Annotated in this window: 14 protein-coding genes; 9 read left to right on the plus strand and 5 right to left on the minus strand. The window is 73.1% G+C overall.

The window, feature by feature from the left end:
- Window positions 1-34: 34 nt before the first annotated feature.
- From ACIRQ7_RS08935 to ACIRQ7_RS08945, 3 genes are read right to left on the minus strand one after another with little or no spacing between them, the layout of a single operon-like run.
- The gene (locus ACIRQ7_RS08935; RefSeq protein WP_404261062.1) at window positions 35-1,123 is read right to left on the minus strand and encodes an NAD(P)/FAD-dependent oxidoreductase; all 1,089 of its coding nucleotides are present in this window, start codon (window positions 1,121-1,123) and stop codon (window positions 35-37) included.
- Window positions 1,120-1,674 carry an isoprenylcysteine carboxyl methyltransferase family protein gene (locus tag ACIRQ7_RS08940; RefSeq protein WP_404261064.1) on the minus strand — a complete coding sequence of 185 codons (555 nt, stop codon included), beginning with the start codon at window positions 1,672-1,674 and terminating at the stop codon, window positions 1,120-1,122. Before ACIRQ7_RS08940 ends, ACIRQ7_RS08935 begins: the two co-directional genes overlap by 4 nt.
- A 12-nt stretch (window positions 1,675-1,686) precedes the next feature.
- Window positions 1,687-2,784: a type III polyketide synthase gene (locus tag ACIRQ7_RS08945; protein WP_404261066.1), complete on the minus strand. Its 1,098-nt coding sequence runs from the start codon at window positions 2,782-2,784 to the stop codon at window positions 1,687-1,689.
- Between the two features lie 398 nt (window positions 2,785-3,182).
- On the opposite strand from ACIRQ7_RS08945, the gene ACIRQ7_RS08950 reads away from it, so the two are divergent.
- Window positions 3,183-3,950 carry a UbiA family prenyltransferase gene (locus ACIRQ7_RS08950; RefSeq protein ID WP_404261068.1) on the plus strand — a complete coding sequence of 256 codons (768 nt, stop codon included), beginning with the start codon at window positions 3,183-3,185 and terminating at the stop codon, window positions 3,948-3,950.
- Window positions 3,951-3,979: 29 nt separating this feature from the next.
- Here the strand turns inward: ACIRQ7_RS08950 and ACIRQ7_RS08955 are convergent, their stop codons facing one another.
- Window positions 3,980-5,716, minus strand: coding sequence for a hydrogenase maturation protein (locus ACIRQ7_RS08955; RefSeq protein WP_404261070.1), 1,737 nt, complete (start codon window positions 5,714-5,716; stop codon window positions 3,980-3,982).
- A 334-nt stretch (window positions 5,717-6,050) separates the two neighbouring features.
- Here ACIRQ7_RS08955 and ACIRQ7_RS08960 point away from each other — a divergent pair, with 334 nt between their 5' ends.
- The 8 genes from ACIRQ7_RS08960 (at window position 6,051) to ACIRQ7_RS08995 (ending at window position 13,162) form a co-directional block, all read left to right on the plus strand.
- Window positions 6,051-6,203, plus strand: coding sequence for a hypothetical protein (locus ACIRQ7_RS08960; protein ID WP_401468133.1), 153 nt, complete (start codon window positions 6,051-6,053; stop codon window positions 6,201-6,203).
- A 148-nt stretch (window positions 6,204-6,351) separates the two neighbouring features.
- Window positions 6,352-7,590 (plus strand): hypothetical protein, encoded by a 1,239-nt coding sequence (locus tag ACIRQ7_RS08965; RefSeq protein ID WP_404261072.1) that lies wholly within the window; start codon window positions 6,352-6,354, stop codon window positions 7,588-7,590.
- Window positions 7,591-7,625: 35 nt separating this feature from the next.
- On the plus strand, window positions 7,626-8,150 hold the full coding sequence (locus ACIRQ7_RS08970) for a hypothetical protein (protein WP_404261074.1): 525 nt from the start codon (window positions 7,626-7,628) through the stop codon (window positions 8,148-8,150).
- A 39-nt stretch (window positions 8,151-8,189) separates the two neighbouring features.
- Entirely contained in the window at window positions 8,190-9,602 is a 1,413-nt protein-coding gene (locus ACIRQ7_RS08975; RefSeq protein ID WP_404261076.1) for an MFS transporter, read from the plus strand.
- Between the two features lie 244 nt (window positions 9,603-9,846).
- The gene (locus ACIRQ7_RS08980) at window positions 9,847-10,281 is read left to right on the plus strand and encodes a hypothetical protein (protein WP_404261078.1); all 435 of its coding nucleotides are present in this window, start codon (window positions 9,847-9,849) and stop codon (window positions 10,279-10,281) included.
- Window positions 10,282-10,368: 87 nt separating this feature from the next.
- A complete protein-coding gene (locus ACIRQ7_RS08985; RefSeq protein ID WP_404261079.1) occupies window positions 10,369-10,971 on the plus strand; it encodes a carbonic anhydrase in 603 nt (200 codons plus the stop codon).
- A gap of 8 nt (window positions 10,972-10,979) precedes the next feature.
- Window positions 10,980-12,440 (plus strand): SulP family inorganic anion transporter, encoded by a 1,461-nt coding sequence (locus ACIRQ7_RS08990; RefSeq protein WP_404261081.1) that lies wholly within the window; start codon window positions 10,980-10,982, stop codon window positions 12,438-12,440.
- 275 nt (window positions 12,441-12,715) lie between these two features.
- Complete coding sequence (locus tag ACIRQ7_RS08995; RefSeq protein ID WP_404261082.1) at window positions 12,716-13,162, plus strand: nitroreductase family deazaflavin-dependent oxidoreductase; 447 nt, start codon at window positions 12,716-12,718, stop codon at window positions 13,160-13,162.
- A gap of 92 nt (window positions 13,163-13,254) precedes the next feature.
- On the opposite strand, the gene ACIRQ7_RS09000 is transcribed toward ACIRQ7_RS08995, so the two are convergent.
- A complete protein-coding gene (locus ACIRQ7_RS09000) occupies window positions 13,255-15,201 on the minus strand; it encodes an ABC transporter permease (RefSeq protein WP_404261084.1) in 1,947 nt (648 codons plus the stop codon).
- Between the last annotated feature and the right edge of the window lie 6 nt (window positions 15,202-15,207).

The raw sequence follows: 15,207 nt of genomic DNA on the forward strand, positions 1-15,207 counted from the left end.
ACAGCCTGCGGAAGCGGAACCGGAGGAGCGCCGGTCATTGGAGGGCGCGGACCGCAGCGCCGAACACCGACGGCAGGCCGGCCGCCGCAGGGACGATCAGCCGGGCGGCGGCCGGGCTGCCGCTCATCCTTACCAGTCCCTCCGTCAGCAGCCGGTGCCTGCGCGACAGCCGGCGCCACTCCCCTTCGTACGCATCCGGCCGGCCGGCCGCCAGACAGCGGACGGCCGCTGCCGCCGACGCCAGCGCGAGGGCGATCCCCTCGCCCGTGAGCGCGTCGACATAGCCCGCCGCATCGCCGACGAGCAGTACCCGCCCGGCGGTGCGGCGGGTGACCCGCTGCTGGAGGGGGCCGGCTCCGCGCACCGCGCCGGCCGGGCCGCCGTCCAGCAGAGGGGCCAGTTGCGGAAAACCGGCCAGATGTGCGGCGAAACCGCGCCGTGCCGTGCTGAGCACCGCCACCCCCACCAACTCCTCGCCGACCGGCGTCACATACACCTCACCCGCCGCGTCGGCCGCACCCTGCCGAGATCCCGGGGAAGCTCCCGTGGCGCCGTCCGTCCCCGCCCGCTTCCCCGGCCAGTAGACCTCGACGAAGTCGGTCCACGGTGCCACCCGGTAGTGCCGCCGCAGTCCGTAGCGCCGCGGGCGGGGACGTGGGGACGCGGCGTCCAGACCCAGCGCGTGCCGTACGGGCGAGTGCAGGCCGTCCGCCGCGACCAGCCAGCGTGCCCGCAGGCCCGCCGCGGTCACCGAGTCCTCGCTCTGGCGGACCTCGCCGACCCGCCCGTCCAGGACCTTGACACCGACTTCGGCGGCCCGCCGGGCCAGCGCGGTGTGCAGGGCCGTGCGGCGCATCCCGAGTCCGGGGCCGGCGGTGAAGGAGGCCTCGGCGCTCCTGCGCCCGTCGAGGTAGCGGATGCCGCGCAGCGGACGGCCCTCGGCCAGATCGACGCCGAGAGCGGTCAGGGCGGCCACTCCGCCGGGCATGATGCCCTCGCCGCACGCCTTGTCCACCGGGGTCGTGCGCGGTTCGACCACCACCGCTTCCCATCCGGCCAGCGCCGCGTGCACGGCGGTGGCGAGCCCGGCCGGTCCGCCGCCCGCCACCAGCAGGTCGATCACCGTCCCGCGCCCGCCGGTCCGGCGAGCGGGGCGGAGCCGGTGGCCGGGCGGGGTGCCAGTGCCCGGTTCTCGCAGCGGACCCGCACCACGAGCAGCGCGGCGTTGAGCACGCCGAACAGCAGCGCCGTCCGCCAGCAGCCGCGGATGAGGGGCAGGGCGAGGCCTTCCGCCACCACGGCCACGTAGTTGGGGTGACTCATCCACCGGTAGGGGCCGTCGGTCACCAGGGGAACGCCGGGGACGACGAGAACCCGGGTGTTCCAGAGGGGGCCCAGGCTGCGGATGCACCACCAGCGCAGCGCCTGGGCGGCCGCCGCGACGGCGGTCATGGTCCACCCCAGGGCCGGGTCGAACGGCCGCCCCGCCGCCCAGGCCTCGGTGAGGCAGCCCGCCAGCAGCCCGGTGTGCAGCACGACCATGACCGGATAGTGCCGACGCCCCGACTCGACGGCGCCCCGGGCCCGGCTCCAGCGGGCGTTGCGCCGCGCGACGGCCAATTCGGCGAGGCGCTCCGCGCCGACCGCGAGCACCAGCACGGTGTACCAGATCATGAATCCCCGTCCCTACCAGCGCAGCAGAACCAGTTCGGAGCAGAACCCGGGCCCCATCGCGAGCAGCAGCCCCGGCGTCCCCGCGGGCGGGCGGCGCTCGGCGAGGGTGTCGCGCAGGACGTGCAGCACGGACGCCGAGGAGAGGTTGCCCACCGAGGCGAGCGAGCGCCAGGTGACGTCGAGTGCGCCCTCGGGCAGATCGAGGGACTCCGCCACCGCTTCGAGCACTTTGGGCCCGCCGGGGTGGCACACCCAGGCGGTGATGTCCGCACGGTGCAGGCCGTGGTCGGCGAGGAATCCGTCGACGTCAGCGGCGAGGTTCTTGCGTACGACGTCCGGAACGCTGGCGTCCAGGACGACCCGGAAGCCGGCGGAGGTGATGTGCCAGCCCATCACCTCCTCCGTATCCGGATAGAGATGACTGCGGGTGTCGACGACCTGCGGCCCCGCCGTCACCGCCCTGGCCCCCGCGCCCTGTCCCGACGCCTCCCGGGCCGGCGCCCGCCGGGCGCCGCACGCGACGACGGCAGCCGCGCCGTCGCCGAACAGCGCGGTCGCGATCAGGTTGGCCGTCGAGGTGTCGTCCCGCTGGAAGGTGAGCGTGCACAGTTCCACGGACAGCAGGACGGCCACATCGTCGGGCCGGCCCAGGAGGTAGTCGTGGATCCGGGCGAGGCCCGCGGCGCCGGCCACACAGCCCAGGCCGAAGACGGGCAGGCGCTTGACATCCGGCCGCATTCCCAGCCGCCCGGCGAGCCGCGCGTCCACGGACGGCGCGGCGATGCCGGTCACCGTGGTGAACATCAGCAGGTCGACATCGCGTGGGGAGAGCCCCGCTTCCTCCAGCGCCCCGCTGACCGCGTCCGCGCCCAGGCGCACCGCCCCGTCGATGAACGCGTCGTTGACCGCGCCGAAGCCGTCCAGTGCCGCATACCGGTCCAAGGGCAGCACCGTGTGCCGGGTGCCGACCTTCGCGCTGTGGTGCAGCCGGTCGAGGACACGGCGGTCGGATCCGACCGGCAGGCAGGTGTCCGCGACCATGTCCGTGATCTCGTGCTGGGCATGGCGGTGCGGGGCGAGGACTCCATGCACAGCTGCGATACGGGTCATCTGCGTCCGAGGGTCGGAAGACGGGAGACGGGCGGGGCATCCGGGACGGAAGTGACGGGTGACCTTGCAACAGATGCCCCCGGGCGCCGCGCCGCGACACCGTGCCGGCTCCGAAGTCGCCCGTCCGGCGGTGGCGCCACACCCGGTCGGGCGGGTGGCACGCGGGGCGTTTCCCGCACCGTCACGAGGGCGGGGGCGGCGCCTACCATTGCCGCGTGAATGCCCCGGAGGGTCCCGATGTGGAGGCCGTGGAGCGGCGGCCGGGCCCGGATGCCGGGATACGGCGGGCCGCGGCGGAACCGCCGGGCGCCCGGGTCCGGGGGCGGAGCCCGCGATGCGGCGTACTGCGTGGCGCGGGCTCGCTGTTGAGGGCGTGTCACCCGGGGCCGACCGCCGCGGTGACCCTTTTGGTCGGCGGGCTGGCGGTGGCCGCCGGGCAGAGCGCGCTGCGGACCGTGCTGACGGTGGGGGCCGTACTGGCGGGGCAGTTGTCGATCGGCTGGAGCAATGACGCCGTCGATGCCGCACGCGACCGCGCGGTGGGCCGGCGTACCAAGGCGGTGGTGGACGGAGCGGTGACCGCGGAATCCGTACGCACCGCGGCCGTCGGCGCCCTGACGCTCTGTCTGCCGCTGTCGCTCGCCTGCGGGCCGGCGGCGGGTGCGGTGCATCTGCTGGGTGTCGCCGCGGGCTGGGTGTACAACCTCGGGCTGAAGTCCACGGTGCTGTCCTGGCTGCCGTACGCGGTCGGGTTCGCGTCCCTGCCGGCCTTTGTCGCGCTGGGGGCGCCGGGACGCCCGTGGCCCGCCTGGTGGGTCGTCACCGCCGCGGGTCTGCTCGGGATCGGCGCGCATCTGGCCAATGTGCTGCCGGATATCGCCGATGACCTGGCCACGGGGGTGCGCGGCTGGCCGCAGCGGCTGGGCGCACGGCGGTCGGGTCTGCTGCTGCCGGTGCCGCTGGTGACGGCGACCGGGTTGCTCGCGTTCGGCGGGCCGGGCCCGGCCGGGGTGGCCGGGGCCCTCGCCGCCGTCGCGGCACCGGCCGTGGCGGTGGGCGGCGCGCTGCTCGGCCGTACCCGGCCCAAGGTGCCGTTCGTGGCGGCGGTCGTCGTCGCGGCGGTGGATGTCGCGCTGCTGCTGAGCCGGGGCGCGCCGGTCGGCTGAGCCGGCGGGCCGGCCGCGGGCCCGCCGCCTCAGGTCGCGGCGGGCGCCGAACCGTGCGACGCCCGGCCGCTGGGCGGGGAGCCCGCCGAGGCGGCCTGCCGGGGTTCCTTGCGGACGAACGCACGCCGCAGGGCGTGGTAGGGCTCGTCGGGGCCGAAGAAGTTCTGGTGCATCCGGGCGAGTTCGTGCTCCCGGTAGGAGGCCAACGGGCGCTGCGCCTCGGCGCGTTCGCGGTGGGCCTTCTTCGCGGCGATCCGGGCGCCGCTCGCGGACGCCGACGCGAGCCGGCCGGCGAGAAGGGCGGTGCGTGCGGCGAAGTCCTGCGGTGCGCAGTCGATGAGCCGGTCGCAGATCCCCAGGCGCCGGGCGGTGGCCGCGGTGACGGGCAGCGCCCGTCGGGTGAGCTGTTCGGCCACCTCGGGGCCGGTCCGGGCGGGCAGCGAGTACGTCCAGTACTCCGAGCCGTACAGCCCCATCAGCCGGTAGTGGGGGTTGAGCACCACGGACGCGCGGCACCAGACCTCGTCGGCGGCCAGGGCCAGCATCACCCCGCCGGCCGCGGCGTTGCCGGCGAGTGCCGAGACCACCAGCCGGTCGGTGGTCGTCAGGACGGCGTGCACCAGGTCGTCCATCGCGTTGATGTTGGCCCAGGATTCCTCGGCGGGGTCGGCGGCCGCCTCGATGACGTTCAGATGGATGCCGTTGGAGAAGAAGTCGCGGCTGCCGCCGAGCACCAGGACCGACGTCGGCCGGGAGCAGGCGTGCCGGTATGCGGTGAGCAGGCGCCGGCAGTGGTCCGTACTCATCGCGCCTCCGGGGAAGGAGAAGCGCAGGAATCCGGCGGGGCCCTCCTCGTGGTAGCGGATGTCGGTCCAGGTGCGGGGGCCGTCGGCGGCCGCGTCCAGCGGGGCGGGGACCTCGGGCAGGGGCGGCAGCAGGCCGCCCAGGGCGAGGGCCGCGGGGAGCTTGAAGGTGCCGGGCTCCCCCGGCCGGCGCGGCGGCCGCAGTTCGGGGATCCATACCGCGCCGTCGGCCGTGGCGCGGCAGACGGCGCCGCAGCGGGTGGCGATCAGCTCGCCCGGGGTGCCGGTGAGCGTGTCCTCGGGGTGGCCGCCGTGCAGGAACCATGTCCCGCCGAGCAGTTCGTCGCGTACGCCGGGCTGGGAGTCGGCGGCACGGAGCTTGCGGACGACGGTGCCGGTGGTGTCCGCGGCCCAGTCGATGCGCCGCTGTTCCTGGCGGAGCGGCGGCCTGGGGCGGCCGGGCTTCTCGGCGTCGGACAGGGTGTGCTGCGGCTGCGGCCGGTGGATGCCGGCGGCGAAGCGGCCGACGGCCTGCAGGACGGCGGCGCTCGCCGCGTCCGCGATCTCGTTGCGGTAGAGGTCGCTCTTGCCGACCGCGGGGACGGTGCAGGCGGCGGTGGCCCAGACGTCTCCGGCGTCCATCTCGTCGTTGGCCTGGAGCACCGTCACGCCCCAGTGGGGCTCGCCGAGGTGGATCGCCCAGTCCACCGAGGAGGGCCCGCGGTCGCCCAGGGGGCCGGGGTGCACGATCAGGCAGGTGTACGCGGACCACACCTCCTGGGGAATGGCCGTCTTGAGCAGGGGGGCCACGATCAGGTCGGGGGAATGCCGGCGGACGGTCGCCAGGAGCGGTGTCTCACGGGTGACGACTTCGACGGTGGTGTGGTGGCCGTTGTCGGTGAGTTCGGCATATACGCGCTGCGTCAGGCTGTTGAACGCGCCGGTGATGAGCAGAATGCGCACAACGGACTCCCGTGTAGCCGGAAACGAGGAACTTGCACTCGTGGTGAGACTTCCGTGCGGCCCGGCGCCGGCAACGGGCCGTCGGGCAGGCCACTCCTTCGAAGTCCGCCGGGCGGCGTAATCCCCGCACGTTTCTGACTGCTCATCACTTGGTTCCCGCTGTGATCATGTCGACAGGTTCCCGCCAAAGTTGGCGCGCCGGGGGCGTTTCCGGACGGAGCGGCATTGCCCTTCGTTGACATTCGCTTGGGGATTCTTTTACCTTCGGGTCATGCGGCATCACCGCAGGTCAACGCCGCATGACCGCCCATCCCCACATTCACGGAGGTCTCTCATGGAGCAGCTCATCAAGAAGATGGCGCAGGACGACGTCTGGCAGGGCTGGATGGCCGCCAACTCCGCGCAGCAGGCGACGAAGGAAGGCTGCATCAGCGCGGCGCCCAAGTCCGGCTGCATCAGCGTGGCCAAGACCGGCTGTATCTCCTGACCGTCCGCCGGACGGCCCGGGGGCGGCCCGGCGGCGATTGCATCCGCCGTCGGCCCGCCCCCGGGCTCCGCGCCCCCCTTTCCGCCTGCGGGCGCCATTTCCCCGAGCATTCGCCTGCCCGAGTGCCCGAGCACCTATGAGGGTTTCCATGGATGGTCAGCCGACCGCCGAGGTCATCGAGCAGATACGCGACATTCCCCTGTACCGCGAGTCGCTGGAGCGGGGTCATTTCCCCGTACTCGACAAACCGGAGATCGCCCGCGGCTTCCCGGACAACTGGATGACGCCCCGGCTGACGGCGGCGCTGGAGGCGGGCGAGGCGGAATTCGTGCTCTCCACCGGCACGAACCACGCCCGCATGCAGATCATCCGGCCCCCGTACTTCCTGCTGAATTCCTACTACCAGCTGTGGAGCGAGCACCCCGATATCCGTGACACCTGGGAAGCCGGCTGCCGGCGCGTGTCCCTGACCACGGTGCTGGCCACGGAGCATGTGGCCAGGGTGAATGCCAAGAAGCGCGGCGCATCACCGGAGGCTGTGCCCGCACTCGACGACCGGTGGCTGGACGAGCGGACCTGCTATCTGAATCTGCGCCTCGACCCGGCGCTGTGGGAGCGGGACGATGTCGTGCGGATGCTCGACGAGATCCGTACGGCCCGTCAGGCGCACCCGCAAGGCCGCTACCACCTCGACTGCTCCGGCTACCACCTGGCGCATCTGCTGCGCAAGGTCGGCGAATGGGGGCTGTGGGACGATTTCCCGCCCCCCGCCAGCATCATCCACGCCTACGAATACACGCCGGTGAACGTACGGCGCTTTCTGCAGCAGCACTTCACCTGCCCGATCATCGACCTCTTCGGCAGTACCGAACTCGGCTACCTCTACTTCAGCGACCGGCGGGGCCACTACCACCCCCATCTCGACAAGATGAGCGTCGAGTTGCTTCCCGTCGCCGACGGAAGCACGATTTACCACCTCGTCGTCTCCAGCGTGCGGAATCCGTACATGCCGCTGATCCGGTACCGCTCGGGAGACTGTGTACGCACGCTGGACGGCACCCCCGATCCCGGCAGGATCTCCCAATTCTGCGGGCGTGAAAAGGAGTTGCTGAGCACCCCTCGGGGCCCGGTCTCCCAGGGCGACCTCGACCACTGCGTCGGCGCCGCCTCCCCGCAGGTCTTCGTCCATCAATTGCGGACGGCCGGTGACGGCGAGGCGCGGCTCGCCTACACCACCTTCAGTGGCGGCCCCGTCACCGCCGAACAGGCCACCGCTCTCGAACGCACCGTCGGTGAACTCACCGGCCGGCGCTGCCGCCTCGATCACCGTACGCACCTCCCCATCGGGAAGTCGGGGAAGTACGCCTGGCTCGCCAACGACGCATGAAGCCGCCCGGAACCGCAGTTGCGGACAGGAGAGTTGTGACCAGTCAAAGCACCGCGCCCCTGACATCCGCCGACGATCTCAAGGAACTGCTCGGCGCGCCCCTGCACGCCGAAGTGGTGGAGTATTTCGTCGGCCGGACAGCGGCGCCGCGGGAGTCCGTGGAGCGCCAGGTCACCGAATGTCTGCGGTATCTCTATCTCGTCTCCCGCCACCGCGACCAGCTCAGCGGCCTCTTCCTGCCGGTCGAGCAGGACATCGACGAGATCTGGCACTACCTCATTCTGCAGACCCGTGAATACCGGGCCTGGTGCGAGGAACGGCTGCCGGGGCGCTTCTTCATCGAGCACCGCAGCATCGGCTACGAGGCGTACCAGCAGGAGCCCGGCCGCGAACAGGCCCTGGAAGAGGCGCTGCGCTGGATTCCGTTGTACTGCAGGGAGTTCGGCCCGTTCGACGAAGGCGCGCTGCCGCACTGGACGATCGTGCGCTTCCTGCACACACAGATGGGGCTGTCCCTCGCGGACATCGGAGCGCTGGAAGCGCTGCCCACGGCGACGTAGAGACCGCAGAAGTTCACCGATACCGCAGGGAAAGGAACCATGAGGGCCAGGAACGGCGCCCCGCCCACGCACGCACCACCCGGGATACCCAAGGCACCCCGGACCGACGGGATATCCGCCGGTCCCGCCGGGTCCGCGGGAACTCCCGAACGGCCCGAGCAGCGGCGCATTCTGGCCGTCCTCGTGCTGTCCCAGGTCCTGAGCGGTGCGGGACTCGCCGCCGGGATCACCGTCGGCGCCCTGCTCGCCGAAGAGATGCTCGGTTCGACCGGGCTGGCCGGTGTGCCCAGCGCCCTGTTCACCGCGGGCGCCGCGCTCGGCGCCGTCGGCATCGGCCGCGTCTGCGAGCGCCGGGGCCGCCGTCCGGGACTCACGCTCGGCTACGGCGCCGGCGCCCTCGGCAGCCTCGGTGTGGTGCTGGCCGCTGCCCTCGGCAGCGTGCCCCTGTTGTTCCTGGCGCTGCTCATCTATGGGGCGGGCACCTCGACCAACCTCATGGCGCGGTACGCGGGGGCCGATCTGGCCGCGCCGGAGCGGCGCGGCCGCGCGGTGAGCACGGTGCTGTTCGCGACCACGCTCGGCGCGGTCGTCGGACCCAACCTGGTGACCGTCACGGGTGACGTGGCGCACGGCTGGGGCATCCCCCGCCTCGCCGGGCCGTTCCTGCTGGCCGTCGTCGCCTTCGGGGCGGCCGCGGTCGTCCTCGCCTGTCTGCTGCGCCCGGACCCGCTGCGGCCGGCCCGCGAACCGGCCGTGGCCAACGGCCCGGAGACCGGCGACGACACGGACGGCGGCGGGACGGACGATGCCCGGACGGACGGCCACCCGCACGACGCCGACCGCCGGTGCGCACGCACCGTCCGGCGAGGTGTCGTCACCGGCACGACGGTCATGGTCGTCACCCAGCTCGTGATGATCGCGGTCATGACGATGACGCCGGTGCACATGCGGGCACACGGCCATGACACCCAGGCGGCGGGGCTCGTCATCGCCCTGCACGTGGGCGCGATGTTCCTGCCGTCCCCGCTCACCGGCGCCCTGGTCGACCGCGTCGGCCGGCTGTGGGTGGCCGCGGCATCCGGGCTGACCCTGCTCGCCGCCGGGGTGCTCGCCGCCGTGGCCCCGCCGCACTCGCTGCCCGCTCTCGTCGTGGCGCTGCTCCTGCTGGGCATCGGCTGGAACTTCGGCCTGGTCAGCGGCACCGCCCTCGTCACGGACGCGCTGCCGCCCGGCAACCGCGCCTCGGCACAGGGCCTGGTGGACGTCGGGATCGCGCTCGCCGGCGCCGCCGGCGGGATGTCCTCGGGCGCCGTCGTGACCCTGGCCGGCTATCCGGCGCTGGCAGCGGCCGGCGGGGTGCTCGCACTGGCGATCGTGCCCGTGGTCGCGCTCGCCGCCCGCCGCGGGCGCACGGTCCCGCCCGGTTCGGCCGAGCCCGTGGAGCAGGTGTGAACGCGGCCACCGGCACCGGGCACGCACTCCCGCGCGCACGGCGCCGGAGCGCTGTTCACCCCTGCCGGGGACGAATGCACCCACCAAATCAAGATGGCGTCATTTCTCGTTATCACGCCGGAAACCTGGATGCTGCACTGTGGGGAGATGTTGACCGGTGTGGAGCATCCACACCGCTGGGCCGGCCCCCCGGGATCACCCTGGAGGCGGCCACCCTGCCGGCAGGCCGATTCGGAGGGCGATGATGCGGAAGGACGACGGCGCACCGGGCATATCGCTCATCCGCCTGTTCCGCGTGCCGCTGACCGCCCTCGCCGTGATCCTCGCGTTCCTGCTGGGCGGCGCGTCGGCCCTTCCCGATGCCGCGGCTTCCGCGGCCCAGTCGTCCCCCGGCAGCGCCGCACTCCGGCCCGTCGGCCCCTCTCCAGCCGTCAACGCCACCTACAAGAAGACCAAGGACACCTCCGAGCGCGAGGCCGAGCGCGGCCAGCACCGCCGTACGTCACGGACCACCGTGGGCGTACCGCAGCATCCGGGCCGACTGCTGCCGCCGTGCCGGAGCGATGTGACCACCCCCATGCCGGCCGCCCTCCCGGGCGCGTACTCGGCGGGTGAGTCCACCACGTCCGTGGCCAGACCGGAACGCATTCCCCTGCTGCACTGCGTCTTCCGCTGCTGAGGGAGGCCGTGTGGCCTGCCCACCCGACCGCACCTCGCACGTTCCTGCCACGACCGCTGTGGCACCACATCAGCAGGAGACCTCCTCATGGAGACCTTCATCCAGCATGCCCGGGGCCTGACGGCCCGCATCGCCGAGCGCCGTGAAGAACGGGAGACCTACGGCCGCTTCGCCGCAGGTCAGTCGCCGCTCGCCCTGTTCATCACCTGTTCCGACTCCCGGGTCGTGCCGTCCCTGATCACCGGGGCGCGGCCCGGCGAACTCTTCGAGCTGCGGACGGCGGGCAACGCCGTGCCCGTCCACAGCGACACGATGGCCGCCAGCGCGGAAGCCGCCACCATCGAGTACGCGATGCGGGTGCTGGAGGTGGCCGACATCGTCGTGTGCGGGCACTCGCACTGCGGGGCCGTCGGCGCGAAGTGCCGTGGCGAGGACCTGGGCGGCGCGCCCGCCGTACGCGACTGGCTCGCCCAGCAGCTGTCCGACGAACTGCCCAACGACGAGGAGCCGACGGTCGCCGCCGCGGTCCAGCAGCATGTGCGCGAACAGCTGGAGCGGCTGCGCGGATACCCCTGCGTACGCGACCGCCTGGACACCGGCAAGGTGAACCTGCACGGCTGGTTCTACGAGGTGCACACCGGCCTGGTGGCCGCGCACCAGCCCGCCTCCGACCTGTTCCTCCCCCTGTGAGGGCCGGCATGCAGCTCTTGAAGCGACTCGCCCCCGTCCGGGCGGACTTCACCGCCTCCATCGTCGTCTTTCTGGTCGCCGTCCCGCTGTGTGTGGGCGTCGCGGTGGCCTCCGGGGTGCCGGCCGAGCTGGGTCTGGTCACCGGCATCGTCGGCGGCCTGCTCACCGGACTGCTGCCCGGCAGCAGCCTCCAGGTCAGCGGCCCCGCCGCCGGTCTGACCGTGCTCGTCTACGAAGCCGTGAAGGAGTACGGGCTCGGCGCGCTGGGCGCGCTGGTGCTGGCGGCCGGGCTGCTCCAACTGGCCATGGGCGCCCTCAAGCTCGGACGCTGGTTCCGGGCCATCTCGGTGGCCGTGGTGCAGGGCATGCTCGCCGGTATCGGCCTGGTGCTGATCGCCGGACAGCTCTTCTCCCTCGCCGATGCGAAAGCCCCGGGCAGCGGTCTCGCCAACCTCGCGGGGCTGCCCCAACTGGTCGCCGGCACCGTCCGGTCGGGGCCCGCGCTGGCCGCGTTCGCCATCGGTGCCGGCACCATCGCCGTCCTGACGCTCTGGCCCCGCTGGAAGCGGGCCGCCCGGGTGCTGCCCGCGCCGCTGGCCGCCGTCGCCCTCGCCACCATCGCGGTGTGGGCGCTGGACATGCCGGTCGCACGGGTCCAGGTCAGCGGTCTGCTCGACGCGATCCAGCCACCCGGCCTCGCCGATGTGGGCCGGCTCACCGAGATAGGTGTGCTCGGCACGGTCCTCGCCTTCGCGCTGATCGCCTCCGCCGAGTCGCTCTTCAGCGCCGCAGCGGTCGACCGCCTGCACGACGGACCCCGTACCGACTACGACAAGGAGCTGATGGCGCAGGGCGCGGGCAACACGGTCTGCGGGCTGCTCGGTGCGCTGCCGATGACCGCGGTCATCGTGCGCAGCGCCGCCAATGTGCAGGCGGGCGCCAGGACCAAGGTCTCGCGGGTCCTGCACGGTGGTTGGCTGCTGCTCTTCGCCGCGGCGTTCCCGGCGGCGCTCGGTGTGGTGCCGGTGGCCGCGCTGGCGGGCGTATTGGTGCATGCGGGCTGGAAGCTGATCCCGCTGCGTGAGCTGCCGCCGCTGTGGCGCGAACACCGGGGCGAGGCCGTGGTGTTGATTGTCACCGCGCTGTCCATCGTGGCGATCAGCATGTTCGAGGGTGTGCTCATCGGCCTCCTGATGGCGGTCGCCAAGACCGCCTGGGAGATCTCCCATGTGCACCTCGACGTGGAGTTCCCGGACGGCGACGGTCCGGTGAAGGTACGTGCCGTCGGCAACGCCACGTTCCTGCGGCTGCCGAAACTGCTCGACCAGCTGGAGGCGCTGCCCGCCGACCGGGACGTCGATCTCGACCTCAGCGGTCTGCGCCATCTCGACCACGCGTGCGGCGCGGCTCTGACGAACTGGGCCGAGCAGCACCGCCGCAGCCGGCCATCGGCGGAGCTGGTGTCCTGACGACGCGCGCGCCCGGCCCCGTGGACAGGTTCGTCCTGGCCACGGGGCCGGGCGTCGTCGGCGGTGGGGGCGGCGGCGGTGCGGGTGCATCCGGTATGCGCCGGACGCCGACGATGCCGGCCGCCCCGTGGCCCGGCTCCGACACGACCGAGGCGCGCCGGGGCCGGGATGATTGCGCCGGCTCCGGTTATTGAGCGAAGGTCAGGAAGGCCATGGGCGGCGCGACCGGCCACGGCCTTGATGCGACACGACACTTCGACGATGGGACGCGCAGCATGCCTCTTCAGGGTGAGTACGAGCCGAGCCCGACGCAGTGGGTACGCGATCAGGTCGAGCTGTACGAAGGCTCCGGGGGCAAGGAGGGGACGACGATGCGCGATATGCCGGTCATCGTCCTCACGACCAGAGGCGCGCGGAGCGGGAAGATCCGCAAGAGCCCGCTGATGCGGGTGGAGCACGAGGGCAGCTATGCCGCGGTCGCCTCCCTGGGCGGCGCACCGCAGCATCCGGTCTGGTATCACAACATCGTCGCCGACCCCCGGGTGGAGCTCCAGGACGGCCCGGTGCGGCAGGACATGACGGCCCGCGAGGTCACCGGCGAGGAGAAGGCCGTGTGGTGGGACCGCGCGGTCGCGGCCTACCCCGACTACGCCGACTACCAGGCGAAGACGGACCGTCAGATCCCGGTCTTCGTGCTGGAGCCGGCGACGACACCGCACTGACAAGACGGCCGGCGGACCCGCTGACCGGGAGCCCGGACCGGACCGCCGGCCGGTTCCTGACCGGCCGGCCGGGGTGACTTCAGACGGCGACGTCAGAGGGTCACGAGAGAGACCTCGGTGGCCTTGACGCTGGTCCAGACGGACACCCCGTCGGCGAGGCCGAGTTCGAGGGCGGCCTGCGGGGTGACCTCCGCGACGAGGTCGGGGGCCTCGTCCGAGGTGATCAGGATGCGCAGCCGGCTGCCGGCCGAGGTGATCTCCCGGACGGTGCCCGGCCAGACGTTGCGCGGGCTGCCCGCGGGCCGCTCGATGTGTACGGACACGGCCTCGGGCGCGATGATCGCCAGCGCCCGCTCGCCGTCCGGGAGCCGGTCGGCCACCACGAGCCGGCCGCCGTCGGTGAGGTCGAGACCGTCGCCGGTGGCGGTGCCGGGCCAGGCGTTGCGCCCGAGCATCCGGGCCACCCACGGTGAGCGGGGATGGCGGGTGACCTCGGCCGGCGGGGCGTCCTGGAGCGTACGGCCGCCGTCGAGGACCAGCACCCGGTCGGCGAGGGAGACCGCCTCGACGGGGTCATGGGTGACGATGAGGCAGACGCCGCCGAAGCCCGCGAGATGGCCGCGCAGGGTGTGCCGGACATGGGCGCGGGTGGTCTGGTCGAGGGCGGCCAGTGGTTCGTCGAGGAGCAGCAGCCGCGGCCGGGCCGCCAACGCCCGTGCCAGCGCGACACGTTGGGCCTGACCACCGGAGAGCTGGGCCGGCTTGCGGCCCGCGAGCGCCCCGACGCCGAGCCTGTTGAGCCACTGCTGCGCCGCGCGGCGCGCCTCGCCGCGCGCCACCCCGTGGGCGCGCAGCCCGTAGGCGGTGTTGGCCAGCGCGCTGAGATGCGGGAAGAGCGCTCCGTCCTGCGGGACCCAGGCGACGCCGCGGCGGTGCGGGGGCAGCGCGGTGACGTCGGTGTCGCCGAGGCGCAGTTCCGCGCGGGCGCGCGGGGTGAGGCCGAGGAGGGCGCGCAGCAGGGTCGTCTTGCCGGCGCCGTTGGGACCGACGACGGCGATGGTGGTGCCCGGATCGGCGTCCAGCGTCAGCTGGTTGAAGCCGGTGACGTCGGCGTGCAGCGGCCAGCGTTCCTGGGAAGCGGCGGCGCGCTCGGGCACGGTGTCGCCGGGGGCGTCCGGGGGCGAGAGGTCCGTACCGTCGTCGGAGGAGCGGGCGGGGCGGTCGGTGCGCCCGGCGGCGGCGCCGGTCCAGCGACCGCGCAGGGCCACGAGGACGGCCATGGCGATCGCGAGCAGCAGCAGCGAGACGGAGGTGGCGGCTTCCGGGGAGTCCTGGAGCAGCAGGTAGACCTGGAGCGGCAGGGTCTGGGTGGCGCCGGGGAGATTGCCGGCGAAGGTGATGGTGGCGCCGAATTCGCCGAGCGCACGGGCCCAGGTCAGGGCGGCGCCGGCGGCGAGGCCGGGCGCGACCATGGGCAGGGTGACGGTGAAGAAGACGCGTACGGGCGAGGCCCCCAGAGATGCCGCCGTCTCCTCGTAACTGGGGCGCAGTCCGGCGAGGGTGCCCTCCAGGCTGATGACGAGGAACGGCATGGCGACGAAGGTGGCCGCGACCACCGCGCCCGAGGTGTGGAAGGGCAGCGTCAGGCCGAAGGTGTCTTCCAGCCACGGGCCGAGCAGGCCGCGGCGGCCGAAGCCGAGAAGCAGGGCGACACCGCCGACGGTCGGCGGCAGCACCATCGGCAGCAGGACCAGCGAGCGGACCAGCGTCTTGCCGGGGAAGCTGACCCGGGCGAGCAGCCAGGCCAGCGGCACGCCCAGGAGCAGCGAGAGGCCCAGCGCCCAGAAGGACACCAGCAGCGAGAGCTTGAGCGCCTCGGTGACCTCCGGGGCCGTCAGATGGGTGCCCAGTTCGCTCCAGCTGGTGCGGGCCAGGATGCCGAGCAGGGGCATCAGCAGGAACGCGATGGCGAGCAGCGCGGGCAGGGCCAGCGCGACGGGGGTGCGGGTGCCGGGCGCACGGGTGCGGAGGCGTCTCATCGGGGT

It is taken from the genome of Streptomyces sp. NPDC101393 (genome assembly GCF_044767385.1).
Classification (GTDB): Bacteria; Actinomycetota; Actinomycetes; order Streptomycetales; family Streptomycetaceae; genus Streptomyces.